The organism is Flagellimonas oceanensis (assembly GCF_003992595.1).
Lineage (GTDB): Bacteria > Bacteroidota > Bacteroidia > Flavobacteriales > Flavobacteriaceae > Flagellimonas > Flagellimonas oceanensis.
The window spans coordinates 239,829-263,713 of record NZ_RZNA01000049.1; the positions used below are offsets into that span (position 1 = coordinate 239,829).

The window sequence follows — 23,885 nt, forward strand, 5'->3', positions numbered from 1 at the left end:
AAATTCTAAAGGAGTTTTGCCTGCCTGTCTGCAAAGGCAGCTATCAAGAATTAAAATTTCAACTACTTCATTTTGATAAAAACCAATGCCTTACCCCTATTTTGTGTGACCACGATGTAGGGATTTCCGCCATTGGCCCTTTCCACCTGGACCATGTCCTTGGCATCTCCAACGACCTTGAATCCGCTCTCCTCTGCATTCTTGAAATCAAATCCTCCCTTGTTGTCCCCAAGAAGTACACCTCCATTGAATGCATCGTACCTACCGATAAAGGCTTCGTTGCCAAAGTCATTTCCAATCATCAACACATCGGTCGCGGCATTTGCCCCTGCATTGGTGGTTATCATACATTTGATGGGGGCGGATTGGGTCTCCCACGGTAATTCCCCCATGGTAAACTGTCCGTTTCCATCATTTTCAAAATAGGTGGTCTGGTCATGGTTGGCCATCAACTCATCGGCTCCTTCAAGCTCTTCCTGAGTGAACAATCCACTTTTGGTGGTCGAGGCAAATTCCCTGAAATAATTGAACTTTTTCCTGAACATGGGACTTTGGCTCATAAGGTCGCCCCAAAAATTAACGGGATAGGGTCTATAGGTATCATCCTCAAGATTGCTTTTGAAATAAGCAAACATCACAGGGTCAATGGCTCCATTATTATCAAAATCCTTGGCCAACATGGTCACCGGTCTTTCTTTGGATGGGTTATACAGGTTGTTCTTGCCCAAGTTACCGGCTATCAAATCGACATCGCCATCGCCATCAAAATCCTCTGCCAAGACACATTCCCACCATCCGGACAATTGCTGCATGCCTGTTTGGTCCATTTGCTGAAAGGAATCCTTCTTGTTCATGAATATGGTCACGGGCATAAATTCCCCTACCAGGATAAGGTCCTTCAAATTGTCGTGGTCAAGGTCGGCCCATTTAGCGTCGGTTATCATTCCCGGTGTCCTAAGTGCCTTGTTGTAGGTCTCGGTCACATCGACCAATCTACCTTGTTCGTTTTTAAGCAGGTAACAATGGTCCGGTTTGGGGTATTGTGAAAAGGGCGTACGGCCTCCTACAAATAGATCTACATAACCGTCTCCATCAAAATCCTCGGCCTCAACAACTGAGCCGCTTGATTGTATTTCGGGCAACTTATCCGTGTCTTTCACGAATTTGCCCTTGCCTTGATTGACCATCAGATAATCCTGATAAAAAGGAGACCCCAAATCAAATTCATTACTACCAGAGACCATATAAATATCAAGGTCGCCATCGTTGTCCAGATCAAAAAGAGCGATGCTGGTCTCCTCAAAGTTTTTACTTGCTTCATCCTCGAACAATGGGGTACCTGTAAAGGACCCTTGGGAGTCCTGCATGTAGATCATGGGCGAGTATCCGGATGAACTTCCAATAATGAAATCCTCATAACCATCCCCATTGATATCGCCCTTGGCCAAGCGTGGACCACTTTGGGTCAGTTTATGGGGCAATGTCGGTTGTACATAAAAATCCGCTTTATCCGCTTCTTGATGTACGAAATCGACACCCACTTGCTCCGACACTTCTTGATAAATGGGATTTGTTTTTTTCGGTGCCAATGGAAATGCCAACTCATGGCCATTTAAGGGCGCCGCCTCCTTATAATCGATGGATACGGTTTGATTGCTGGAAACATCCTTAACAAGCTGATAGTTTCCATCCGGCCAAACGATCTCCAGTGCTTCAATCCGCTTTTGTGGACCCAAGCCGAAATGGGCCATGCTGTGTACAGTGGATAGATATCCCCTGTTGACTTGATGTTCGTAGTATTGGAAACTGCCATCCTCAAAGCGTATGGCTACCTTGGTACCAAGTCCTGACTGATTGTTCTTGGGGCCCTTTAAATCCAGTTTAAGAAAGTTTTTGTCCTCGTTCTCCTTGGTGTCAAGGTTGTTTTTGAACACAAATGCCTCATCATTGATGTTGTTTACCACATAATCTAGGTCGCCATCACCATCCAAATCGGCAAATGCAGCACCGTTTGAAAAGGATGGGATATTGAGTCCCCATTCCTCACCAACATCCTTGAACTGGCCGTTTCCTTCATTACGGTAGGCATAGTTGGGTATTTTCACCACTGGAATGGAGTCCAGGATTTGTGCGGTACTCAGGTATTTCTGAACATTGAAATTGAACTCCCCAAAATCCAGGTCGGTAATATCCCTAGGAAAACCATTGGTGATCAACAGGTCCTTGCGTCCATCGTTGTCGGCATCCACAAAAAGGGGCGACCAACTCCAATCGGTTTTGGCTATTCCGGCCATGAGACCGATTTCGCTATAGGGCATATCCGGACCTTGACCCATTTGAAGCATGTTACGCATGTACTGATAGTCGTATCCATACTTGTCGTTCATATAGTAATCGTTGTACTTGGTCGCTTTGATGGTGGTTTTCAAGCGGGAATTTGTTTCCCCCAACATGTCAAGGGTCAGAATGTCGAGATAACCGTCATTGTTGAAATCGGCAATATCGGAGCCCATGGAGAATTTACTTTGGTGCTTCACGAACTCACCGATCTTATCGGTAAAGGTGCCATCGCCGTTATTGATGTACATAATGTCATTGCTCAAATAATCATTGCTCACATAGATATCGGGCCATCCATCATAGTCCAGGTCGGAAATGGCCACACCGAGTCCATAGCCTTCAATGGTTATGCCGGCTTCCATGGTAACATCGGTAAAAGTACCATCGCCATTGTTCCGATATAGGTGATCATTGCTCTCGGATGATCCGTCCGTGATTTTTTCCCTATAGTTTGCGGGCAAGATGTGTATGTCCACGTTATTGAGCACGTATAGATCCAAAAGGCCGTCTTTGTTGTAATCGATAAAAGCGGCATTCATGGTGTTCCCAGTATCCGCTACTCCATATTCCTTTGCCATTTCCTTGAAAATGGGAACCCCGTCATCGTCCACACCCTGATTGATATACAACATATTGGCCTTTTCCTCAAGGCTCTCGTACATCGCGGCACAAACATAGATATCAAGAAGTGAGTCATTGTTTATGTCGATTACCGCAGCTCCAGTCTTCCACTTATCCGCTGCCTCCACCCCTGATGCCTTGGTCACATCCTTGAACTTGAAATCGCCTTGATTGAGATAGAGCTTGTTGGTTACCTGGTTACCTGTAAAAAAAAGATCGGGTTTGTCGTCATTGTTGAAATCACCGACGGCCACTCCTCCTCCGTTGAAGATATACTCACTGGTAAGGATGTTGAAACTGTCGGTCTCGACGATTTTATTATTGAATGCAATACCGGAGTCGTTGGAAGAAACCTTGATGAACAAAGTATCCTCCTTTTTCTTTGAACAGGAAACGACCAGTACTGAAACTAGTGCTATTAGAATATAATTTTTAGTCACTGTGCTGAAGTTTTTATGGGTTAGCCATTTTTTATGGGATCCCAATGACCTGAAGTTGCAAAACGACGGATAATCAATTGGAAACACATTCATTTTTTAAGGCTGATAGCTACACCTATGTTTTAAATGTACAAATTCAAATACTGCGTTTGGACGGCCGACGATTAATTTTTGACTAATAAAGATTAATTTTTTATTAATAGAAGGTGTCTCTAATTAAAATAGGTTGCCAATAAAATTGACAACCTATCTCTCTACTCGAATTAAATTAAACTAACTCAGACTACTCATATTATTAGTATCCAGGATTCTGTTCCAAGATACCGCCACTTTGATCGATTGCGTTGATAGGAATCGGGAACAAATCATGTTTTGGAGATACGTATTCCCCAAATCTATTGGCGTAATTGGCTTGATCGATATCCGCACCTTCATTATCAATGTAGGTATTGATGGTTTCTTCCGCATTACCCCACCTTCTTAGGTCGAACAATCTATGTCCTTCCAAACCAAGCTCCAAACGACGTTCGAATCGTATTGCTTTTCTGGCGAAGGCCTGATCTGGAAAAGATGCATAAGGCTCTATTTGGTAATTGGCCGCATCCGTATCAGGAATAGGGTTATTATTGGCATCAAGGGCCTGCACATAGCTCATGTTCTTAGCTCTGTTACGAACCCTGTTCACATAATCCAAGGCCATAGGAAGGTTTGGACTGGGTTGCTCCACAGCAGCTTCAGCGGCCATCAACAACACATCGGCAAAACGCATAATGTTATAATTGATACCGGACCAGTCAGATCCCCATCCACCAATACCTCGGTTGTCACCGACCTCAGAGGCTTGGTACATGTTCTTTTTGGTCAAGTAGGGTCCGGAGATATCCGTAAAGTTTGCCCGTATCCATTCTTTTCCTGGCATGAGACCAAAACCATTGTAATCGATTCCTCGTCTACCGATGGTATAATCAATCCTTGGATCCAATGGACCAGTATGTAGATCAAATGCCTCATCACTGTTGATTCCATAATCGCTGGCAACATCGGTTGCTGCATAGGTGTCCAATAATGGTAATCCGGAACCATCAGTCTGGTAGGTATTGGTCAAGTCTTGTGTTGGCTGGTAAAAACCACAACAAGTACCCAATGGTCCACCATTTAGAAAGTTCAAAGTACCCGCACCGTTTCCGTTGAAAGAACGTCCATTATCAGAAGCAAACTGAATGGCGAACATGGATTCAGGTCCATTCTCACCAGCAGCGTTAAAGTTGTTCACGAACTCTTCGTTCAGAGCATAAGGACCATTATTGATCACATCGTTGAACAATGGCAAGGCCTCTGCATATTTACCTTGATATAAATAGGCTTTGGCCAAAAAGGCTTTGGCCACCCAGGCATTTGCCCTACCTGTTACGATTTCATCCCCCAAGTTTTGGATCGCTGCACTTAAATCGGCCTCGATCTGTGCCCAAATAGGACCTGGATTGGGTTGGTTGAACTCCTCGTTCACCAAATTCTCCACAGAAATAAAGGGAACATTACCATAAAACTTTTGAAGTTCAAAATTGAAATATCCTCTTAGGAAAAGGGCTTCACCTTCTTGTTGTGTGAAATCCCCATCTGGAATTTGGTTGATCAGATCAAGAACGGCATTACAACGGTTGACGCCACCAAAAAGAGCGCTCCACCTTCCCAAAAACCAGGGGTTACTGGTCTGCCATTCCAACATTTCAATTTGACGTAGGAAATCGTTGTCCCCATCGTTACTTCCCCTATGGGCATCATCCGAGGCTACATCCGACCACCAGTTGTCCCCACCAGCGGATACGGGCTCACCTTGTCTGTTCACACGTTCACCGTCCATTGCTGAATATGCTGCCGTCAGCTTCAAGTTAACACCTACGGCTGTCTGCAAATCTTCAGTGGGAATATTTCCCGTGGCGGCCTTTTCTGTAAAATCCTCACTACAGGCCCATAGCAATAGACCCGCGAATATTGTTGAAAATAATATCTTCTTTTTCATTTTTTTAAAATTTTAGATTAACCCCGAAGGAATAAATTGACGCAATCGGATAGTTGTTATCAGAAACCCCTATGGTCAGGTTATCTATCGCTCCATTCACAAATCTTGGAGGCAATTCAGGATCTACACCTTTGTAATCGGTAATAGTGAACAGGTTGGTACCTTGAAGGTAAAAACGAACACTGTCCATTCCCAAATAGCTGGAAACTTTTTCATCAAAAGTGTATCCTATTTGTAGGTTCTTCAATCTCATATAGGAACCATCTTCCACGAAGAAAGAGTTGGCGTTACTCTCATTGTTGGAAATACTCCAGCTCAATGCCGGTAATTCAGCATCTGTATTGTCCGGTGTCCAAGAGTCCAACACCCTTGCACTCCTGTTTCCATTCGGGAAGGTTGGGAAATCGGTATATACCCTATCATTATTGAATATATCATTTCCTTGGGAACCTTGGAAGAACGCCGACATATCAAAACCTTTGTAGGCCATTGTCAAGTTCACACCATAGGTAAAATCAGGGTGGGGAGAACCGATAAAGGTTCTATCGTCATCATCGATCACACCATCATTGTTCAAATCCGCATACCTGAATCTTCCCACACCATCGGCATTTGTTGCAAACCCTTGATCTGCAGCATTGGCCACTTCTGATTCGGATGAGAATATACCTTCAACCACTTGACCATAGAAAGAGGATATTGGATGTCCTTCCTGTGTTCTTGTAACGGTTCCTGTGTTTCTAAAGCCTCCAAAACCTGTTTGGAAAGCACTGATCAATTCAAGTACCTCATTCTTGTAACTGGAGACGTTGACATCTATTCCATAGCTAAAGCCAGAGTCCGTTTCGTCCCTGTAGCTCAAGGTTGCATCCACACCCTTGTTACGAATGGAACCTAGGTTCACATAAGGTGGAGCGGCATCAAGTGCTGTTGAACTGTACAGACTGGCATCTTGATTGATCAAATCCTTGGTCGTCATGACAAAGTATTCCGCGGAAAGGTTCAATTTATTGTCAAAGAACCCAAGTTCCACACCAAAGTTGGTGGTCTCACTGGTTTCCCATCTCAAATTAGGGTTTCCTGCTGCTGATAGAATCGCTCCCTGTACTATACCTGCACTACTACCTGTATAAGCATAGTTTGCATATTGCTCACTTAGGATGGAGAAGTTTACCGTTGGGTTGTCCACTGGTAATGTTTGGTTACCCAATTGACCCCATGATCCTTTGAATTTCAATCGGCTCATAAAAGAGTCCACTGGCCAGAAACCTTCGTTGCTTACCACCCATCCAGCACTGAATGAAGGGAATACGTCACTCTTGTTATCCCCTACAAATCGTGAGGATTCATCACGACGAACGGTTGCCGTCAACAAATAACGTCCGTCATAATCGTAATTAACTGTTCCGAACAAAGAAAACAAAGATGAGGAGTTATCGTAGGCATATGCCACGTTAGGGGCTCCACCACCATTGCTCAACAAATAATAGTCCGGTGTTTCAAAGAAATAATCCGTTCTGGAAATCTCTTTTCCTTTACCATGGTTATCCAATGCTTCGATACCTATAAGTGCATTCACGCTGTGGTCGCCAAAGGTCTTGTTATAGCTCAATGTATTGGTCCATACCCACTCGTAAGTATCTTGATCGGCCTCAGTCAATGTGTTTGTTGAAAGTGGTTCCGGGGATTCTGGAATCAAGGCCCTAAAACGTCTATCGTTGTAGGCTCTTATGGAACCACCCAAAGATGTTTTCAACTGCAAACCGTCTATAATATCCCATGTGGCATAGACATCCCCGAACACCCTGAAGGTTTTCTGAAAGTCATCCTTTTGCCTGGTAGCTTCCGCCACTGGGTTGTTTGGGTTGGCAAGGCCGTTGGCATTACTGTAACTACCAGCGAAGTTGCCCTCCGCATCATAAACAGGAACCAATGGGGACATCCTTGTAGCAAAGTTGTACCAGGATTGACCACCGGCTCGCCTGTCAAAAGAGATGTTGGCGTGCTCTCCGATTCGTATTCTTTCCCCGATTTTAAATTCGGAGTTCAATCTTGCACTTCCTCTTTTGTATCCGGTGTGTATTTGGATACCTTCTCTGTTCAAATATCCAGCAGAGAAAAGGAATTTTGATTTTTCATTACCATTTTCCAATGTAATGGAAGCATTTTGTGCAATCGCGGTTCTGTAAATTTCATCCAACCAATCTGTTCCATTGGGTCTAACGTTCATGGTCACAGGAACGCTTCCTTGTATTGTTGAAGGAACCACTGGGCTTGGACCATCACCATACTGAATGTGTGAAGGTGTGTTCCCATCATTCAACATACTTTGCCAAAACACTTCCCCAAGTTGTTGGGCGTTTAGCAAATCCGGTACATTGGTTGGGGTTGAAAACCCTGTGTACATATCCAGAGAGACCTTTGCGGTATCTAGATTGTAACCACCACTTTTGGTTGTAATGATCACAACACCATTGGAAGCCCTGGCGCCATAGATGGCAGCAGCACCATCCTTAAGCACGTTCATTTGCTGGATGTCAGCTGAATTTATGGAATTCAGGATACTCGGGTCATCAGTCTGAACCCCATCAATAATATAAAGGGGATCGTTACTGTTACCCGTACCGAAACCCCTAACACGTACCACTGGCGAAGAACCAGGAGAACCGTTATTGGTTATCGTAACACCGGAAACCCGTCCTTGTAGGGCTTCAGCGGCATTCACAACAGGTGTCTTAGTGGCTTCAGCCACATCAACAGTTCCAACGGAACCTGTTAATTCACCTCTTGTTTGGGTACCGTACCCTGTTACAACCACCTCATCCAAGGCCGCTGCATCTTCTTCCAAGCTAACATCGATGGTACTGTTCCCATTAACCGGAATTTCCGTGGTCTTAAAACCCACATAGGAAAAAATCAAGGTCGCATCGGAAGCAGCCGTGATGGAGTAATTACCATCAAAATCCGTTTGTGTACCATTGGTAGTACCCTTTACAATAACGTTGGTACCTGGTAGCGGAGCTCCAAAATTATCCACAACAGTACCCGTTATGGTAATTTGGTAAGGGGGTGAAGTAGCTTCATCCAAGTCTGGGGTTGCTGCCATTGCAAATCCACCCGCAAACAACATTGTCATTGACAAAACGAAAGTCTGAATCACTTTTACGAATCCAGTCAATCGCGCCAAAGTCTGAACTTTGTTTCGATTCATAGATAGTCTATTTAGTTTAGTTATATACCTTGATTGAGACCGTGCATATTGTCTCAATCAGGAACAATAATAGGTAAAATTTTATAATTGGCAATATTTTAACAGTAAATATTGAAAATGATAAATTTGATCCTTTCAAAATATCAATATGGCAATGCTAAGAAAACGTTAATTTTAGTAGGCCCAGTGCGGGTTGTGGATTTTCAGGTGGTGATCAATTCGATTTGTCAAAAGAAAAAAAACAACAAAATACAGCATCGCTGTTACATTTAATCGTGAATTATAGTCAAGTTGCCAATTATAAGAAAGTCTCGTATTGTAGGATAAATCAACATGAAATGATTGGATTTATGGCACGAGTATTTCCAAACGGAAACAACACGATCTCCTGCTTTCAAAAAGCATCTCAAAGAAGTAGGTTTGACATACTTTCAACTAAGCCGGAACAAAATCAAATGTTTCCTATTCAATCCGCCTTATTGTATCAATCTGCTACAATAAACCCCTTATTTTTATATTTTTACATTTTTTTGATGTAATTTTTGCGATGTTTACAATATGTTGCCTTCAGAAGATAAATACCTAACCAACGTTTCCTATGATACTGTAATCTTTGGATTTACGGGCGAGGAACTGAAAATTTTAATTCTTGAATACCAAAACTCAGGATTGTTTGCTCTTCCCGGAGGCTATATTCGGCGAGATGAAAACTTACTCGATGCGGCCAAGAAAGGAGTAATGAAGCGTACAGGTTTGAAAAAGATTCATTTAGAACAATTTCACACCTTTGGGAAACTCAACCGATCGAATCCCGAGCCCTCAAAGCAAATAGCCAAGGGGCTAGGTTACGAGATGCCAGAGAATCATTGGGTTCTGGATAGATTCATTACTATCGGCTACTATTCCTTGATCAACTACAATCTGGTAAAACCAACGCCCAACAAATTTTCCGATTCCATCAATTGGTACAGTATCAATAATCTGCCCCCATTGATGATGGACCATGAGGAAATCGTGAACAAAGCCTTGGAAGCCATAAAGAACGATTTGGGAACTAAACTTTTTGGAACGAATCTCTTACCGGAAAAGTTTACCATGAAGGAGCTGCGAAAGGTATACGAGACCATATTGAACAAAAAATTGCGCCGCACCACCTTCCAGCGTAAAATACTCGGAATGGACATTTTAAAACGACATGAAAAATTGTATACAGGCGCAGCGAACAAAGCACCTTATCTCTACAGTTTTGATAAGGAAAAACCTAAGAAGTCATAAAATTATAACAAGACCACTACAGGAAATTGGCAAATAATTACAACCTTTAAAACCTAAACCAAATACCAAAATGCCAAATTTTAATATTGATGCCGACCCCAAGCGCACCTACGATGCCATCGTAATCGGCTCTGGAATCAGCGGGGGCTGGGCTGCAAAAGAGCTCTGTGAAAAAGGACTGAAAACCCTTGTTCTGGAAAGAGGCCCGGTTGTGGAGCATCCCAAGGATTACACTACCGCCAATCTAGACCCATGGGATATGGAACTTCGCGGCGGACTGACACCCGAACAACAAAAAAAACATTATAAAGCCATCCGTTCCGGTTTTATTGGACAGGATACGGAGCATTTTTATGCCAACGATGAGGAAAATCCCTATACCGAAGTGAAACCATTCCTTTGGATTCGTGGGCACCAAATGGGGGGCCGTTCCCTATTGTGGGGAAAACAGACCTATCGATGGAGCGAAATGGATTTTGAGGCCAATGCCGAGGATGGCCACGGCGTGGATTGGCCCATCAGGTACAAGGACCTGGAACCTTGGTATACCTACGTCGAGAAATTTGCAGGTATCAGTGGGGAGGCCCTTGGGCTGCCCCAACTCCCGGACAGTCACTTCCTCCCCCCTATGGAACTGAACTGTGTGGAAAAACACATCAAAAAACGTATCGAACGAGACTTTCCCGGAAGACATATGATCATCGGCCGTGTTGCCCATTTGACCGAACCGTTGAATGGAAGAGGGCAATGCCAATACCGTAATCGATGTAGCCGCGGATGCCCCTACGGCGCTTACTTTAGCAGTAATGCCGTAACCCTTCCCGTAGCGAATGCGACCGGGAATCTAACCTTTAGGCCCTATTCCATTGTACAGTCCATAATGTACGATGAAGCAACGGGCAAAGCATCCGGGGTTCGTATCATCGATGCGGAAACCAATGAAGATATCGAGTTCAAATCCAAAATTGTGTTTTGTAATGCCTCTACGCTCAGCACTACGCAAATCTTGCTAAACTCAACTTCCAACCGATTCCCCGAGGGCATGGGCAACGATAGCGGCGAGTTGGGCCATAATTTGATGGACCATACCTATCGGGTGGGAGCCTTCGGCAAGGTTGATGGATTTGAGGACAAGTATTACAGTGGTCGCCGGCCCAATGGTATTTATATTCCCCGGTATTGGAATATTGACGAGAATTCAAAATCGGATAAGTTCTTGCGCGGTTTTGGCTTTCAAGGAAGTGGCTATCGTATGGGCAATAGCGAAGCGGCCAACCGCAAAGCTTTTGGCGGGGAGTACAAAGATAGCATCATGAAACCGGGACCTTGGGAATTCTTCATTACCGGGTTCGCCGAGTGTCTGCCCTATCATGACAACAAGGTCTATCTCAACAAAGAGGTAACCGACAAATGGGGACAACCCACCCTATCCATTGATTGTGAATACAAGGAAAACGAATTGGCCCAAAACAAACAGATTCAAGAAGATGCCGTGGAAATGTTGGAAAAAGCAGGTTTAAAAGACGTCATAGGGTTTGATAATGAACATGAACCAGGATATGGCGTTCATGAAATGGGCACGGCCCGTATGGGACGAGACCCAAAAACCTCCGTTTTAAACGGGACCAATCAGGTACACGGCGCCAGCAATGTATTCGTTACCGATGGAGCCTGCATGACCTCCAATTCCTGTGTAAATCCGTCACTTACCTACATGGCCCTGACCGCGAGAGCGGCCAATCATGCCGTGGAAGAACTAAAAAAATTCAACATTTGATCATGGACCGCAGAAAAGCATTAAAATTCACGGGGAGTATGGCAGCAGCAGCTGTTGCAGGCCCTTCCCTATTATCCTTGTTACAATCCTGTAAAAACGAAACACGGGTCGATTGGCAACCCTTGTTTTTGACAATGGATGAAGCCTCATTCGTATCCAAGGTCGTGGACATGATCTTACCAAGAACGGAAACACCTGGAGCACTGGATGTCAAAGTGGATATGTTCATCGATAAGGTATATGCTAAATTGTACGATGCGGATGGACAGGAGTATGTCAAAAACGAAATAGCGCAATTCAATGCCGATTGTATCTCTGAATTTGGTGATTCCTTTGTCAATCTTTCCGAATCGGACCAAATCAAGGTCTTGGAAAAAGCCGAGGAAAGTTCAGGTCAATTCGGAAGCGGCGTTTGGGGAACCACCGTAGGGACCCCAGAACCCGTAGGATTTTATCGTAGTCTTAAATCAACAGCACTATGGGGTTATTTTAGCTCTGAAGAAATCGGTAAAAGCGTATTGAGCTACGACCCCATTCCAGGAGCCTATCACGGCTGTATTCCATTGAGCGATGTGGGCAATAAATGGAGCCTGTAATTATGGAACCGAAGCATTTTTACATCAACCGAAGAAAGTTTTTGACCAGTTCTGCCGCTGCCTTGGCATTATCATCCTTTGGTGCTTATGGATTGGAGCTTGCCTATTCACAAAAAAAATGGAGAGTGGGCCTTATCGGTTGCGGATGGTACGGCAAAAGTGATCTCTTCAAATTGATACAAGTTGCACAGGTGGAAGTGGTTTCACTTTGTGATGTGGACCAAAAACATTTGGAAGAGGCTGCAAGCCTCGTTGCCCAACGCCAGCAATCGGGCAAAAAGCCACGATTGTACCGCGATTATCGCAAAATGCTGGCCGAAAAGGACCTTGATATCGTACTGATTGGATCTCCCGATCATTGGCACGCCTTGCAGGCCATTGAAGCTATGGAATCGGGTGCACACCTCTACCTTCAAAAACCCATCAGTCTAGATGTTTTGGAGGGAGAAGCCATACTAGCTACGGCAAGGAAATTGGGTAAAAAAGTACAAGTGGGTACACAAAGGAGAAGCACACCCCATTTGGTCGAGGGAAAAAAGAACATCATAGATGCAGGGCTATTGGGAAATATCTCACATGTAGAAATGTGCTGTTACTATCATATGCGATGGAACGCCAATCCTCCCGTTCAACAGGTACCCGACCATTTTGATTATGATTTTTGGTCAGGGCCAGCGCCCTTAAGGCCCTACATCGGTCTACCGCATAGAAGCTGGCGCGCCTTTATGGAATACGGCAATGGGATCGTCGGCGATATGTGCGTTCATATGTTGGATGCCGTACGTTGGATGCTTGGGCTCGGGTGGCCCAAAAAAGTGAGTTCCACAGGTGGGATTTACGTACAAAAGGATTCCATAGCCAATACCTCGGATACGCAGACCGCCGTTTTTGAATTCGATGAGCTCAATTGTATCTGGCAGCACCGCAGTTGGGGCACACCGACAGACCCTGAGTATCCATGGGCCTTCTTTATCTATGGGGACAAAGGTACTTTCAAGGGCAGTGTGCACCAATACGAATTCATACCCAACGGAGAAGGTAAAACCATAAAAAAAGACGTGGTGTACGAGCGGGAAAAATATCCCGAGGATCTAAAAGAAGATGGCATCGAACTCCATACCGCACCTGCAACAAGGGCCCATATGTTGGATTTATTAGGAGCCATAGAACAGGACGGTCTTCCCGTTGCCGATGTGGAGCAAGGGCATATTTCCACGGCCAGCTGTATCATGGCCAACCTCTCCATGGGATTGGAGCGGCCTTTGGTCTACGATCCTCAGCAACAAATCATTGTTGATGATAACCAGGCCACCGAACTATTGAAAAAACAATACCGCGGACCATGGCAGCATCCGTCCGAATCCATTTTATAAACTTTCCCATGAAAAGAATCAGCCTCATCATATCCCTGTTAGTACTGGTCAGCTCAAGTTTTGCCCAAGAAAATAAACGAACCATAGTCACCACGGATGGCGAAATTGATGACGTGGATACTTTTTTACGTTTTTTGTTGTACACCAATGAATTTGACACCGAAGGCTTGATCTATTCCAGTTCCATGTGGCACTGGAAGGGAGATGACAAAGGGACCACCATGGTCTCGGAAATGGAGATGACGCGGAATATCTATGGGGAACGAAGCGAACTCAGATGGCCCGGAACAACTTGGATGCAGGAATTGCTGGCCGACTATGCCAAGGTGCACCCCAATTTATTGTTGCACGATGAAAATTACCCCTCCGCCGAAGCACTTTTAGCCTTGGTAAAAGTGGGCAACATCGATTTTGAAGGGGAAATGGACAAACGTACCGAAGGATCCAAGTGGATCGCCCAAAAATTATTGGACGACGACCCTCGGGAAATCTTTCTTCAGGCCTGGGGCGGCACCAATACCATCGCACGGGCATTGAAATCCATTGAAGAAGATTATTCGAACCGTGAAAATTGGAAGGAAATCAAGGAGAAAGTCTCCAAAAAGGCCATCATTTATACCATAATGGACCAAGATGCTACCTATAAAAAGTATATTGGCCCCAATTGGCCGAACATTCGGGTATTTTACAATGCCAATCAGTTTTGGTGCTTTGCATACCCGTGGAAACGCGTAGTTCCCAAAAGCCAGCAACCTTTTTTGGAGGGCAGTTTCATGGGCCCGAACATCATCAACGGTCATGGCCCATTGCTAAAGAATTATTATTCCTACGGGGATGGACAAAAACAAGAGGGAGACCCCAATCATTTTGAAGGGGATATTTCGAAGATCGCCCAGACCGAACGTGGCAGTTTTTCCAAATATGATTTTATTTCTGAAGGGGATTCCCCGGCTTTTCTACATCTAGTGGATGTGGGATTGGACAATTACGAGAATCCTTCCAGAGGTGGTTGGAGCGGTCGTTTTGAACAATCCAAGGAGAACCCCTATCGCTATGAAGATGGCGATGCTGCCGCTGACTTGAATCCAGAAACTGGGGAAATGGACAAAAGTTATCCCCAGACACGTTGGATCAAGCCCATGCAACTCGATTTTGCTGCCCGAGCCGATTGGTGTATCAAACCCTTTGAAGCCGCCAATCATCCTCCAAAGATCAAGGTGGATGAAGGTAATTCCATACAAGCAATTGCCGGGGAGGTTATTTCCATGAAAGTATCTTATGAAGATGTGGATAATCATCCGGTGTATTTCAAGGCTTGGTCTTATCCTGAAGCGGGAGATGGTGAGGCAAAATTTACTATTGAAGCAAATGAGGTCAATATCGAAATCCCAGAAACAGCTAAAGCAGGAGAGGAATTTCATGTGATCATTGAAGGTACGGACACTGGTTTCCCTGCTCTCACAAGATATCAGAGGATTATTGTGACCATACATTGATACCTTCCAAATGTTGGTCGGTTCAAAAAAGTCAAGTACGCTGCTTTGCGTACATTAGGTTTCCCCATGATACAGATCATTTTTTAATATCGATAGGCTAAACTAACTTTAAGCATTCTTTTTCAGCACATTAAAAACTAAACAACAACATGCAAACTTTTAAAAAAAACCTCCGATGGGGTGCTCTGGTCCTAGTGACTCTATTTATAGGCTGTAGCCCCAAATTCACAGAAGAAAACAAGGACGGTTTCAATCTTGTACATAACGAAAATGGGGGAACCCTCGGGTATAGCCCTGATTCAGAGGTTTCCATTCTGACCGTTGACCGTTTGGCATTCAAGGACCTGAACAAGAATGGTACCTTGGACCCCTACGAGGATTGGCGGCTCACCGCTGGTGAAAGAGCGAATGACCTTGCATCGAAAATGAGTGTGGAACAAATTGCGGGCCTAATGCTCTACAGTGCCCATCAATCCATCCCAGGGGGTGGCAACAGCTTTTTTGGAGCGGTTACCTACAACGGCAAACCCTACAAGGAAAGTGGGGCCAAACCGAGCGATCTTTCGGATGCGCAAAAAAAGTTTCTCTTGGAGGACAATCTACGCCATGTATTGATTACCAGTGTGGAGTCCCCCGGCATATCCGCACAGTGGAACAACAATGCACAGGCCATGGTCGAGGGTATTGGACTGGGGATTCCCATCAATACCAGTTCCGACCCAAGGCATGGAAGCGACTCTTATGCTGAGTTCAATGCAGGCGCGGGTGGTAAAATCTCCATGTGGCCCAGTACCTTGGGAATTGCCGCCAGCTTCGACCCTGATTTAATGCAACAGTTCGGGGAAATTGCTTCCCAAGAATATCGGGCATTGGGTATTGCCACAGCACTATCCCCTCAAATAGATTTGGCCACGGAGCCGCGATGGTCCCGCTTTGACGGCACCATGGGCGAAGACCCTAAACTGGCTGCAGATATGGCCAGGGCCTACGTTGAAGGCTTCCAAGCTTCTGAAAACGGTGATTGGGGCAACCAAAGTGTAAACGCCATGGTTAAACACTGGCCAGGAGGAGGTCCCGAAGAAGGAGGTCGTGATGGTCACTTTGGTTATGGATCCTACGCTGTTTACCCAGGAAAAAACCTTGAGGACCATTTAAAACCATTTACCGAAGGAGCATTTGATTTGGAAGGCCCCACTGAAATGGCCACAGCCGTAATGCCCTACTATACCATTTCCTTTAATCAGGATACAAAAAACGGGGAAAACGTGGGGAATGCCTATAATAAATACTTGATTACCGACCTATTGCGTGGTAAATACGGTTATGACGGCGTGGTGTGCACCGATTGGGGAATTACCGGAGACGCACCGAACGTCTACGAGTTCAGGGGGAAACCTTGGGGTGTTGAAACCTTGAGCGTGGCGGAAAGGCACTACAAGATCATTGAAGCAGGTTGTGATCAATTTGGGGGCAACAATGATATGGGCCCTGTCATCGAAGCCTATCAAATGGGCGTTGAAGAACATGGGGAAGCTTATATGCGAGAACGTTTTGAAACCTCTGCGGTCAGGTTGCTCAAAAACATATTTAGAACGGGACTTTTTGAAAACCCCTATTTAGATGTGGCCCAAACGGAAGAAATCGTGGGCAAGGCTGACTTTATGGAAGCTGGTTACAATGCCCAGCTTAAATCCATAGTGATGCTAAAGAACAATGCCAAAACACTTCCCATGGACGCGAAGAAAAAAGTTTATGTGCCACAGCGCTATGTTGCCCCTACGGTCAACTGGTTCGGTGTGGCCACGCAAGAACGTACCGAACACCCGTTCAACATGGAAGTAGTCGCTAAATATTTTGAGGTCGTGGACAATCCCAACGAAGCGGATTTTGCCATGGTCGGTATCGAAAGTCCCAATGGTGGGGTTGGTTACGATATTGCCGATAACGAAAAAGGGGGCAATGGTTATGTACCCATCAGTTTACAATATGGTACCTACACGGCAACCAACGCACGAGAGGAGAGCATTGCTGCGGGAAGCCCCTTGGAATCAGGTGTGAGCAATCGTTCTTACAAAGGAAAGACAACGACCGCCGTCAACATTGCCGATATGGCCCTGGTAACGGATACGAAACGAAAAATGGGCAATAAACCTGTGGTGGTTATCGTAAACGTTGCCAAACCCATGGTTTTTGCAGAAATCGAACCTGCCGCCGATGCTATTTTGGCACACATGGGCGTCCAAGATCAGGCCCTAATGGACATTGTCTCGGGTCAAGTGGAACCATCTGCATTGTTACCATTTCAAATGCCAAACGATATGGTAACAGTCGAAGAACAATTTGAGGATGTACCAAGGGATATGATACCTTATACTGATGCTGATGGAAATAGTTATGATTTTGCCTTTGGGCTCAATTGGAACGGCGCAATTGATGATAATAGAACCAAAGAGTATAAATAGTTTCCATTTGATAAGGTAGATACAAAAAAGGTCCCTGAAATTCCAGGAATCTTTTTGGTGGACACATGATGTACGTCATAAAACAATTCAGAACAGTTCTGTTATTTTGACCCATCAAAAATCCAATTGGGCTGCAATATATTATTTTTGTACCGCCAAACATCAACAAAAAACCAAACTAACTACTACATGTCCTCTAAAGATGCCACTGGAAAGAACCTGTACATCATTTTATTTCTCAACTCCATTTATCCATTAAGTACAAGTTTAAAAAACTATCTCATTGACCATATCAAAAGCTGTTCTTTTGAAAAAAACGAAATCATCAGTAAAGCTGGAGAAGTTTGCAATCGCTTATACCTTGTCAAAAAAGGAATGGTACGCGGGTATTTTTTAAGTGATTCCTCGGAAATAACCACTTGGATAGACTCAGAGAATGAAGTTTTCACTTCCATCACTGGTTTTTTCAGGAACCAAGAGAGCCAAGAATACATTCAAAGCCTGGAAAAAACGTATTGCGACTATCTGGAATACGACGACTACAAATACTGTCTGAACCATTTTCCAGAAATGCGGCAGATCAACCGAATACTCTTGGAGGATTACTACATATTGGCCGAGCACCGGGTATATTTGGCCAGGATACCCAATGCCCGTAAACGCTTGGACTACTTCATAGCGTACAGTAAACCCATGTTCGTGGACAGAATTCCAAAAAAATACTTGGCTTCATTTTTGGCCATGCGACCGGAAACCCTCTCCAGACTTATGAAAGAACTAGATTAAAACTAGTTATTGTTCAACCTAGTCAAGTGAGGTTAGCCATTAATTTTCCACTACTTTTTTCTTGATTAAGGAAGTCAAAATTCCTGCACCCAAAGCCAACCCGATAAATCCAAGTGAAATCCATTCAGGAAATTCGATGTGGTGGGCCAAAATCAATTTAAGTCCAACAAAACTCAGGATGGCCACCAAGCTATATTTAAGGTGATGGAACTTATTGATCATATGCGCCAAGAAGAAATACATGGACCGTAGTCCCAAAATGGCAAAAATGTTGGAGCTGAACACCAAAAAAGGATCGGACGTTATGGCCAAAATAGCCGGAACACTATCCAGTGCGAAAAGTACGTCGGAAAACTCAATGATGACCAAAGCAATGAACAATGGCGTTGCAGCCGTAATGTGACGTAATTTGATAAAAAACTTCTGTCCATCCATATGTGAGGTAATGGGCATTATCTTTCTTAGATTACGATACACAAAAGACTCTTTGGGGTTGAAGGGTTTTTGCTTGGAAACCAACATTCGGATGGCGGTAAATATCAAAAAGGCTCCAAAAATGTATGTGGTAAAAGTGAACTTTTTTATCAAGGCCACACCAAAAAATATCATTAAGGCCCGAAATACGATCGCCCCTAAAATACCCCAGAACAATACACGGTGCTGATACTTTTGCGGTATCTGGAAAGAAGTGAAAATCACAGCGATGACAAAGATATTGTCAATGCTCAGGGAAAGTTCTATCAGGTAGCCCGTAATGTATTTTACCGTGGCATCCATAGGCTCCAGATTATCCACATTATCAATATTCCCAGAGCTGTACAGCCAATAGATGACCCCTGAAAAAATCAAGGACAAGGTAATCCATACGCCTGTCCACAAGGAAGCCTCCCTTACACTGATGACATGCGGGTTCTTATTAAAGACACCAAGGTCCAAGGCCAAAAAGAACAGAATCCCTGCCAGAAAAAAAATCCAAACGGTCATAGGCAAAATAAAGTTCTAAAATAAGCAAAGCTGCGCACCTAAAGCTTAAAAATTATATTAAAACTGCCCCCGTAAGTCGCTTTTCCATTTGATTATCTTGAATAAAAAAGTAGAAGTACCAAAAGCAGTAAAACATCGAAAATCAGGACGATATACTTTCACAAACTGTAAGAAAATAACCTCAAATTGATATTTGTCAATTTTGCGATTGATTTTTTGAAATAAGAAAAGAACACATGGCGTTTCCTAACTGACAAATAAGAAAAGTTGTACAGTTTTGGATTTGAATTGTAGGAAAAACATTAGAAAATCCTCTCAAAAAAATAAAATCAGTTTCGTTGTAATATGACATAAAAATACGTTTCCCGACCCAAAAAAATTCTCACGCAATTATTGGTGACCTGATTTAGCAAAGCTAAATCCAAGGCTACGAAAAAAAAGCTGCAGCTAAGCGGCCTGACATTCCCATGCCTTTTTTCAACAACATTAAAATCAATTAAAACCTAAACTAAATTCACAAATGAAAACCATTTTTAACCAAAGAACCGTACTGAGCTTCCTACTCTTCTTTTCGTTGAGCTTAGGAGTCTCTATAGCCCAGACCGATGATGTCGTGATTGTTGATTCCGATTTCCCGAACAAGGGTGGACTCATTGCTTCCTTACCAGTAAATGTAACACTGATAGAAGCCGAAACATCCACTACCCTGGCCCAAAATCTAAAGCATGCGATCGCCGATAATCCCAACCTAAAAAGCATTCATCTTTTTGCTCCATCGGCAGAGGCATCCATCAATCTAGGTGGGAGTTCCTACTCGGCCGAAGCCATAGGACAACAATTGAACCAAGAAGATTTTCAAACAGACCAAAACATTACCGTTTTTGTGTACTCCTGTACATTGGCCAAGAGCCCTGAAGGTAGGTCCCTCCTTGAAAACATTGCTTCTGGAACAGGATTCAATGTGGCCTCCAGCTCAAACTGTGACGATATGGGTGAGGAACTCGCCTTTGATTTTTCCATAAGGCCCTTGAGCACTACCAAGACCATTTTCGATTAACATAACCAATATCCAAATACAAATTTGACCAAAATGAAGAAGATCAACCTTCAGAATTCCTATTTCATCGCCATATTGTTTTTTGGTCTGGGATGGGGATCCATGTTCGGCCAATCGGTAAACATGGAAGTACAGCAAGGACCCAATATTGATGTGGTGCTGACGGTAGGTATTACCGATGAAAATATAGATACATTCGAAGAGGACCTTGGAGCGGCCTTGGAAAGCAAGGGTATTCCCGCTGACAAACTCTATGTACAGGGTTTTGAACGGACTACCATCTCCTCCAATTCAGAGGATGCGGCGGCAATCTTCAACAATTGGACCCGTTGGGGCTATAACCCAGAGACCTGGGAGTTTGTGGATGCCGACAAGGTCATCAGACGGGTCAACAACGATAAATTGGCCGGTTTTTACGATCCTGTTTTCGATTCATCCAACTATACCATGGAAGTGGACTTTAGAACAACCAATTCCGATAATGATGACATGGGTATCAACTTTGGTATTCCAAACTCGCCGATAGGTGCCTACCTGTTCAACCTTTCGGGACAAGTCAGAGGTTTCAACACCAATGAATTTATCCCCGGGGATGGTTTTGCAACAGGTCTATACCAGATTACCAAAAGTGATGGAAGCTCCAATCCCCAGCACTATATTCAAGGATTAGTGTCAGGCGGCTCAGTAATCTTTACCCCAAACCAATGGTATCACCTAAAATTGGAGGTAAAGGGCAACAGGGCCAAAATTTGGTTGGACGATAACCTGTTGATTGATTTTACAGCTCCTTCCGAGATTGGTGGCAGTTATGGATTCTTTTCCAACAGTCAGCCCTACGCGACATTTAAAAACATAGAAGTGACCTCCTTGAGCCTTAAAAAGTTCAAAGACGTACTTAGGGAGCCACAATGGAGAAATAGTGCCATGCGATTCAATGTGAACCTTGATGATCAAGAAGTTGCCGATTTTGACAACGACCAAGACCTGGCCGAAATACTGATGCGTACCATCAACGAGGACATCCACTATATCGGATGGGGATTGAACGCCAACAAGTCCCAGTTCGAGCGCTTTGTGGAGCAAAACAACGACAAGGGAACCTTCGTAAACAGGGATATGGGAAGTTGGTCGACCTGGATGGACGATATTGCCCAATATATCTATGAGCAATACCAGTTTCTTACCGTGACCGAAGGTGATTACTTTATTGCAGGGACCAGCGTTGAAATAGCTGTTGATCCTTCCGAAATGAAAACCAGTACCGCCAATGCAAATTACCCGAGCGGTAGATGGAAAATAACACATGATGAAACCTTCTTCCCCAATAATCAGGGAAGGGTTTCCTGGAACGATCTTTATTTGGAGGACGTACCGGAATTCTACGAAAAACCTGGTAAATATTCCTTTACCTTCGAAGATCTTCCCACCTCCCCCACTACCCTGTATTTCCATAGGAAACCAGTAGCAAGTTTCTCCTATAGTTCGGACACGGGGGTGTTCAACGATACCTCTTACGATTTGGATGGCGGCGCCAACAATGGTATTGCCCAGACCGAATGGAAATGGAAACCTGTAGATGCCGCATCCACTGCAGGCTGGACTACGGGAATGTTCGATAAGAATTCCGTTTCTGACGGAGAGTATTTGGTCATGCTGAACGTACAGGACCATCAAGGAGTATGGAGTAGCCCATCGAGTGCCTACATCCTAGTGGATAGTAGTAGTTCATCAACCAGCGAAGACCTACCTGTCGCTCAGTTCAATATTCAACCGGATGCTCTCTTTACTTATTCTGGTTCTATGGACATCACGATAGAGAACAACTCCATCGACCCTTATGGAAGAACACTTTCCAATGAGGAATGGATTGTGACGCAAAGAGTATATGATAGCGAAGGAAATCCAACGGATACTGAAATCCATAACTCCACCATGGAAATGACGGATTTCTCCGCTTACAACAATTTAACGGCAGATTATATCATTAGCCTACGGGTACAGACCAGTACAGGGGTTTGGTCAGAGCCGTTCTTCCGAACATTGACCATTACCCACGATACCACTGAACCCAGCTTGTCGGCCACACCGAATAGCGGATCTATTGATACGGACACCAATATTCTGTTGACCTTCCAAGATGAAAACGACGGCAGTGGATTTGACGTGCAACGTTATGTATTGATTCAAGACAGCAATCCGCCTGCAACAGATAGTAACCTATGGTCCTCTTGGAGCAACAGTCAATCCAAAACCACTTCATTTTCCAGTGGTGGTACAGGATGGTACATCCATGCAGAGGCGAAGGACAACGCTGGAAATACGGGAACGGCTTCCTTTGGTCCCTTTGACCTTGCCTTGGTAGTCGGTGCCAAGAATGATTTGGCTGTTTTGGACGAGGATACCGAGTCCGACCCCATTGATGTGCTGTACAATGATGTGTACGACACCAATAATACACCAACGGTAAGTATCATTACCCAAGGAGCCAAAGGTTCCGCTGTGGTGGATGAAAACAATAAGATAGTTTACACCCCGAATGCGAATGCATATGGAAGTGATGCCGTCATCTATGAATTGGATGATGCAGGAACTAAAGTAACCGCAACACTTACCTTGTCCATTACCGCTGTGGACGATACCCCAACAGCAGTAGCGGACTCCTTCACTTTGGATGAAAACGCCACTTTGAATGAGGATGTATCCACCAACGATATTGAAGTGGATGATGATGAAAGGATCTATCACATCATTACCAACCCATCCAACGCAAGCTCATTTACCTTTAACGCAGATGGTACGTTCAGTTATGAGCATAATGGCGATGAATCAGCAACGGATAGCTTTACCTATAATTTTGAGGATGCCGTTTCCTTTTCGGAAACCGTTACGGCCACATTGAACATTACCAATGTGAACGACGCGCCTGAAGGTGGGGATGTTACCCTCGAAGTAATTCAAGATGCGGGATACACCTTCAAAACGACTGACTTTACCTTCTCCGATGATGATGCGGGAGATACATTCAATGGTATCCAAGTAACCACACTTCCAACGGAGGGTACTTTGACATACAACGGTTCCCCGGTTCAAGCAAATGATATGATCGATGACGTAACCCAACTTGTCTTTACTACGGCAAATGGTGGATACGGGGATGACTATACCTCCTTCTCCTTCAAAGTAAAGGATGGGGATGATGCCTTGAGCTCAACTACGCACACCGCGGGTATCAATGCTGCCCAAGATACAGATGGTGATGGTATACCCAATGAAGATGATGAGGACGATGATGGGGACGGTACTCCGGACGATGAAGATGATTTCCCATTGGACCCTTCCGAAGATACCGATACCGATGGTGACGGAACCGGGGACAATGCCGACGAGGATGATGACAATGATGGCACACCCGATTCAGAGGATGCATTCCCCAAGGATGATTCCGAG

General features: G+C 44.4%; 13 protein-coding genes. 9 read left to right on the top strand and 4 right to left on the bottom strand.

What is annotated here, in order from left to right; translation table 11 throughout:
* Nucleotides 1–62 precede the first annotated feature (62 nt).
* From EO132_RS16945 to EO132_RS16955, 3 genes are all read right to left on the bottom strand, one after another.
* Nucleotides 63–3,401, bottom strand: a complete 3,339-nt coding sequence (locus EO132_RS16945) for a VCBS repeat-containing protein (protein ID WP_235856496.1) — start codon at nucleotides 3,399–3,401, stop codon at nucleotides 63–65.
* Nucleotides 3,402–3,696: 295 nt separating this feature from the next.
* Complete coding sequence (locus EO132_RS16950; RefSeq protein ID WP_127139004.1) at nucleotides 3,697–5,421, bottom strand: RagB/SusD family nutrient uptake outer membrane protein; 1,725 nt, start codon at nucleotides 5,419–5,421, stop codon at nucleotides 3,697–3,699.
* 4 nt (nucleotides 5,422–5,425) lie between these two features.
* A complete protein-coding gene (locus EO132_RS16955) occupies nucleotides 5,426–8,632 on the bottom strand; it encodes a SusC/RagA family TonB-linked outer membrane protein (RefSeq protein ID WP_127139005.1) in 3,207 nt (1,068 codons plus the stop codon).
* 558 nt (nucleotides 8,633–9,190) lie between these two features.
* Between EO132_RS16955 and EO132_RS16960 the strand changes: the two genes are divergently transcribed.
* The 7 genes from EO132_RS16960 (at nucleotide 9,191) to EO132_RS16990 (ending at nucleotide 18,397) form a co-directional block, all read left to right on the top strand.
* Entirely contained in the window at nucleotides 9,191–9,907 is a 717-nt protein-coding gene (locus EO132_RS16960) for an NUDIX hydrolase (protein WP_127139006.1), read from the top strand.
* A gap of 70 nt (nucleotides 9,908–9,977) precedes the next feature.
* On the top strand, nucleotides 9,978–11,684 hold the full coding sequence (locus EO132_RS16965; RefSeq protein ID WP_127139007.1) for a GMC oxidoreductase: 1,707 nt from the start codon (nucleotides 9,978–9,980) through the stop codon (nucleotides 11,682–11,684).
* Between the two features lie 2 nt (nucleotides 11,685–11,686).
* Nucleotides 11,687–12,280 carry a gluconate 2-dehydrogenase subunit 3 family protein gene (locus EO132_RS16970; RefSeq protein WP_127139008.1) on the top strand — a complete coding sequence of 198 codons (594 nt, stop codon included), beginning with the start codon at nucleotides 11,687–11,689 and terminating at the stop codon, nucleotides 12,278–12,280.
* On the top strand, nucleotides 12,268–13,653 hold the full coding sequence (locus EO132_RS16975; protein WP_235856497.1) for a Gfo/Idh/MocA family protein: 1,386 nt from the start codon (nucleotides 12,268–12,270) through the stop codon (nucleotides 13,651–13,653). The genes EO132_RS16970 and EO132_RS16975 overlap by 13 nt, the downstream gene beginning before the upstream one ends.
* Before the next feature lie 8 nt (nucleotides 13,654–13,661).
* Nucleotides 13,662–15,149, top strand: coding sequence for a DUF1593 domain-containing protein (locus EO132_RS16980; RefSeq protein WP_127139009.1), 1,488 nt, complete (start codon nucleotides 13,662–13,664; stop codon nucleotides 15,147–15,149).
* A gap of 149 nt (nucleotides 15,150–15,298) precedes the next feature.
* Nucleotides 15,299–17,611, top strand: coding sequence for a glycoside hydrolase family 3 protein (locus tag EO132_RS16985; protein WP_127139010.1), 2,313 nt, complete (start codon nucleotides 15,299–15,301; stop codon nucleotides 17,609–17,611).
* A 189-nt stretch (nucleotides 17,612–17,800) separates the two neighbouring features.
* Nucleotides 17,801–18,397 (top strand): Crp/Fnr family transcriptional regulator, encoded by a 597-nt coding sequence (locus EO132_RS16990; protein WP_127139011.1) that lies wholly within the window; start codon nucleotides 17,801–17,803, stop codon nucleotides 18,395–18,397.
* A 39-nt stretch (nucleotides 18,398–18,436) separates the two neighbouring features.
* On the opposite strand, the gene EO132_RS16995 is transcribed toward EO132_RS16990, so the two are convergent.
* Complete coding sequence (locus tag EO132_RS16995) at nucleotides 18,437–19,381, bottom strand: TerC family protein (protein WP_127139012.1); 945 nt, start codon at nucleotides 19,379–19,381, stop codon at nucleotides 18,437–18,439.
* Nucleotides 19,382–19,901: 520 nt separating this feature from the next.
* On the opposite strand from EO132_RS16995, the gene EO132_RS17000 reads away from it, so the two are divergent.
* Both EO132_RS17000 and EO132_RS17005 read left to right on the top strand, forming a co-directional pair.
* The gene (locus EO132_RS17000; protein WP_127139013.1) at nucleotides 19,902–20,438 is read left to right on the top strand and encodes a DUF4347 domain-containing protein; all 537 of its coding nucleotides are present in this window, start codon (nucleotides 19,902–19,904) and stop codon (nucleotides 20,436–20,438) included.
* 33 nt (nucleotides 20,439–20,471) lie between these two features.
* Nucleotides 20,472–23,885 (top strand): Ig-like domain-containing protein (locus tag EO132_RS17005; RefSeq protein ID WP_127139014.1); only part of this gene is annotated, 3,414 nt, incomplete at its 3' end.